Here is a 4,791-nt window from a genome sequence, read left to right on the forward strand (position 1 = left end):
ACCGGCGGCTATTACGGCGAGGCAGAAACCAGCTTCGATTTCGACATGACGATCAGGCGCGTCGCCGAGCATCCGCGCATCACCAGGCCATTTTCCGACGAAAGCTGGGAGGCGCTCAACGCGCTCGGCAACAAGGTCGACCGGCTGCTCGAGGAAACCGACATGCGCCTGACCATGGGCGGCGAGCCGACCTTCGTCTCGATCGACGATTTCGAGGCCGACGAATGGAACACCGGCGCCGTCGGTCCGACCAAGCGCGGCCTCGCGGACGAACTGATCCGACGCCTGCGGCAGCGCTTCGCGCCCGGCGGCTTCCTGCATTACGGCCAGGGCAAATGGTATCCGGGCGAGAGCCTGCCGCGCTGGACCTTTTCGCTCTACTGGCGCAAGGACGGCGTGCCGATCTGGAACAACCAGGACCTGATCGCCGAGGAGAAGCGGGACATCGAGGTCGGCGCAGACGATGCCGGCCGGCTCTTGCAGGCGATTGCCAACGAGCTGGACATCGACCCCGAGATCGTCGAGCCGGCCTTCGAGGATCCGGCCGAATGGCTGATCCGGGAGGGCAACCTGCCGGAAAATGTAGACCCTTCGAATTCGAAGCTGAAAAACGCAGAGGACCGCGCCCGCATCACCAAGGTGTTCGAGCGCGGACTGACCCAGCCGGTCGGATATGTCCTGCCCGTTCAGGCCTGGCAGGGGCGCGCCTCGGGCGTCAAATGGGTTTCGGAAAAATGGACGACCCGGCGCGGGCGCCTCTACCTCATTCCAGGCGACAGCCCGGTCGGATTTCGCCTGCCGCTCGATTCGCTCGCGTGGATCCCCCAGGCCCAGTACCCCTTCATCAACCCGCTCGATCCTTCGGTCAAGCGAGAGCCCCTGCCCGATTTCCGGGAAGACGAGGGACGCGCGCTGCCAACCGTGCGTTTCAGGTCGTTTCAGGACAGTCCGCCTGCACCGAGACCCGCTGCGTTCGGTCCGCTGATCGGCGGCCATGTGCGCACCGCAATGTCGGTTGAGCCGCGCGATGGCCGGCTGTGCATCTTCATGCCGCCGACTGAAACGCTGGAACAGTATCTCGATCTGGTCGCCTCGGCCGAGCGAGCCGCCGAGAAGCTCAACCTTCCCGTCCACATCGAGGGTTATTCGCCGCCGCAGGATGAGCGCATCAATGTCATCCGTGTCGCCCCGGACCCGGGCGTCATCGAGGTCAACATCCATCCGGCGGCAAACTGGTCCGAATGCGTGGAGACGACCACAGCCATCTACGAGGAAGCCCGCGCGACCCGGCTTGGCGCCGACAAGTTCATGATCGACGGGCGCCACACCGGCACCGGCGGCGGCAACCACGTCGTGGTCGGCGGCGCCAATCCGGGCGACAGCCCGTTCCTGCGCCGCCCGGACCTTCTGAAGAGCGTGGTGCTCCACTGGCAGCGTCACCCCTCGCTCTCCTACCTGTTCTCGAGCCTGTTCATCGGACCGACGAGCCAGGCCCCGCGCATCGACGAAGCCCGGCACGACGCGCTCTATGAGCTTGAAACGGCGATGGCGCAGATCCCGCATCCGAAGTCCGGCTTCATGCCGCCGCTGCCCTGGCTCGTCGACCGGCTGTTCCGCAACCTGCTGATCGACGTCACCGGCAATACTCACCGCGCCGAGATCTGCATCGACAAGCTGTTCTCGCCGGACGGGCCGACCGGCCGTCTCGGCCTCGTCGAGTTCCGCGGCTTCGAAATGCCGCCGAATGCGCGCATGAACCTTGCGCAGCAACTGCTCGTGCGCGCGCTTCTCGCCCGGTTCTGGAAGAACCCGCTGGAGGGCAAATTCGTGCGCTGGGGCACCACGCTGGCCGATCGCTTCATGCTGCCGCATTTCATCTGGCAGGATTTTCTCGATGTCCTGCAGGACCTCAAGGAAAACGGGCTGGAATTTCGTCCCGAATGGTTCGATGCCCAGCTGCAGTTCCGCTTTCCCTTCTTCGGCGAGGTCGAGTATGAGGGCAACAGGCTGGAGCTCCGGCAGGCGCTCGAGCCATGGAACGTGATGGGCGAACAAGGGGCGCCAGGCGGCACGGTGCGCTATGTCGATTCCTCCGTGGAACGCCTGCAGGTCCGCCTCGAGACGCGGGCGCCGGAGCGCTACATCGTCACCTGCAACGGCCGCAAGGTGCCGCTGAAGCCGACCGGGACCAACGGCGTTTCGGTGGCGGGCGTGCGCTTCAAGGCCTGGCAACCGGCCTCCGGCCTGCATCCGGTGCTGCCGGTCAACTCGCCGCTTACCTTCGACATTTACGACACATGGTCGGCGCGATCGGTCGGCGGCTGCATTTATCATGTTGCGCATCCCGGAGGGCGGAACTATGAGACCTTCCCGGTCAACGGCAACGAGGCGGAAGCAAGGCGGCTTTCGCGTTTCGAGGCCGCCGGGCACACTGCCGGCGGATATACGGTGTTCAGCGAAGCGCCGTCGCCGGAGTTTCCGCTGACGCTGGACCTCAGGCGCCCCGCAGGGCTTTGAGGCGATTCGCGATCGGGCCCGGCGCCTGATTTCGCGTCGGATACGACACATGGCGCACCGGGGTCTATTCACCCGATGCTCCCGCGCCGGCAGACGGGCGGCACGAACCGGCCCGACCGAACCGATTTGTGGCGAACAAGGTATCCCGCCCCGCATGCGCGGCCGGGGTCCTGATCAATGGGCGGCAGGAAGCGCTCCAGATGGCAGAACCGAAGGCGGAGTTTACCGCCGACAAGCATATGGCTGACGAGGATCACGAGGCGGAACCCGCCATCGCCTGGAACGCCCGGGACTATGTGCCCCTTCCCGGCGTGCCCGACGAGATGGTCGACGCCGCGGGCAAGGTGCGCGCCGTCTGGCAGCCTTTCGTCAACGCGCTTTCCGGCATGACGGCATCAGAACTATCCGAGCGCTTCGCCCGCGCCGACCGCTACCTGCGCGACGCGGGCGTGTTCTACCGCGCCTATGACGGACAGGACGACACGAGGGCCTGGCCGTTTTCCCATATTCCGGTGATCATCGACGACGACGAGTGGCAGGAACTCGCCGACGGACTGAAGCAGCGCGCGGATCTTCTCGAAGCGATGATGGCCGATTTCTACGGCGAGAACCGGCTTGTCGCCGAGGGCTTCATTCCGCCGGCGCTGGTGGCCTCCAACACCGAGTTCCTGCGACCGCTCGTCGGCATCGACCCGCCCGGCGGCCATTATCTTCACTTCATATCCTTCGAAGTCGGGCGCGGGCCGGACGGCAAATGGTGGGTGCTCGCCGATCGCGCCCAGGCGCCCTCCGGCGCGGGCTTCGCGCTGGAGAACCGGGTCGCCGCCTCGCGCGCCTTTTCCGGCATCTACGGCGACATGCATGTGCGGCGCGTGGCGGGGTTCTTCGGCGCCTTCCGCGATGCGCTGCAGGGCGACCCCGCCGGCAATGAGGGCCGCATCGGCGTGCTGACGCCGGGTCCGGCCAACGAGACCTATTACGAACACGCCTATATCGCCCGCTATCTCGGCATCTCGCTTCTGGAGGGCGAGGACCTGATCGTCGTCAACGACCGGGTGATGGTGCGTACCGTGGCGGGCCCCATGCCGGTCAGCGTGCTCTGGCGCCGGCTTGATGCCGGCTTCACCGATCCGCTCGAACTCAACCCGAATTCGCGCATCGGCACACCCGGCCTCGTCGGCGCCATTCGCGCCGGCAATCTCACCATGGTCAACGCGCTCGGATCCGGCATGGTGGAAACGCGCGCTCTGCTCGCCTTCCTGCCGGCGCTGTCGCGTCGCCTTCTGAACGAGGAGCTGAAGATCCCGTCCGTCGCCACCTGGTGGTGCGGGCAGGAGAACGAGCGCCGCCATGTGGCCGAGAACCTCGACCAGATGCTCATCGGACCGGCCTATTCGCGCATGCCGTTCTTCGACGATTCCGGGCAGTCTTTTACCGGCGAGCGGTTGCGCGCGCGCAAACCCGGCGCGGTTGCCCGCTGGCTGGACAGGCGCGGCCCCTGGCTTGTCGGCCAGGAAGCGGTCAAACTGTCGACCGCGCCCGCCTTCGTCGACGGCAAGCTTGCGCCGCACCCCTTCTCGCTGCGCGTCTTCGCCGCCCGCACAAATGATGGCTGGAGGCTGATGCCGGGCGGTTTCGCCCGCATCGGCTCGTCCGATGACGTCGCCGCGATCGCCATGCAATCCGGCGGCAGGGCTGCCGATGTCTGGGTCGTGAGCCAGACGCCGGTCGGGCGGCCAACGCTTCTGACGCGCGAGAGCCGCATTCCGCGCAACAAGCCGGCAAACCTGCCGAGCCGGGCCGCCGACAACCTTTTCTGGCTCGGCCGCTACATCGAACGCGCAGAGGGCAATCTGCGTATCCTGCGCGCCTGGCACGGCCGCTTTGCCGAGGTGGACGATCGCGGACAGGCGCTTCTGACGCGGGTGGAAGCCTATCTCGACCAGATCGGCCTCGACCTTTCCGAGGCCGCCCTGCCGCCGAGCCTCCTGCGCGACATCGACAGCGCCGTCTATTCGGCCGGCAATATCCGCGACCGTTTCTCCCCCGATGGCTGGCTGGCGCTGAACGACCTTTCGAAGACCACGCGCCGCTTCGTCGACCGGGTCAAGCCCGGCGATGACGCCGCCCATGCCGTGACGGTGCTGTTGCGCAAGCTGGCGGGCTTTGCCGGTCTTGTGCACGAGAACATGTACCGTTCCACCGGCTGGCGTTTTCTCTCGATCGGCCGCTATCTGGAGCGCGGCCTGCACATGACCCGGCTGCGGGACCTCG

At 66.4% G+C, this 4,791-nt stretch carries 2 protein-coding genes; both read left to right on the top strand.

Annotated features, from left to right (window positions below; all coding sequences use genetic code 11):
• Positions 1-2,517, top strand: a 2,517-nt coding sequence (locus tag AC5DC2_RS19480) for a transglutaminase family protein (protein WP_491699668.1), incomplete at its 5' end; no start/stop codon positions are given.
• A gap of 239 nt (positions 2,518-2,756) precedes the next feature.
• A partial coding sequence (locus AC5DC2_RS19485) for a circularly permuted type 2 ATP-grasp protein (protein ID WP_491699669.1) occupies positions 2,757-4,791 on the top strand: 2,035 nt, incomplete at its 3' end.

Source organism: Martelella sp. (genome assembly GCF_984369615.1).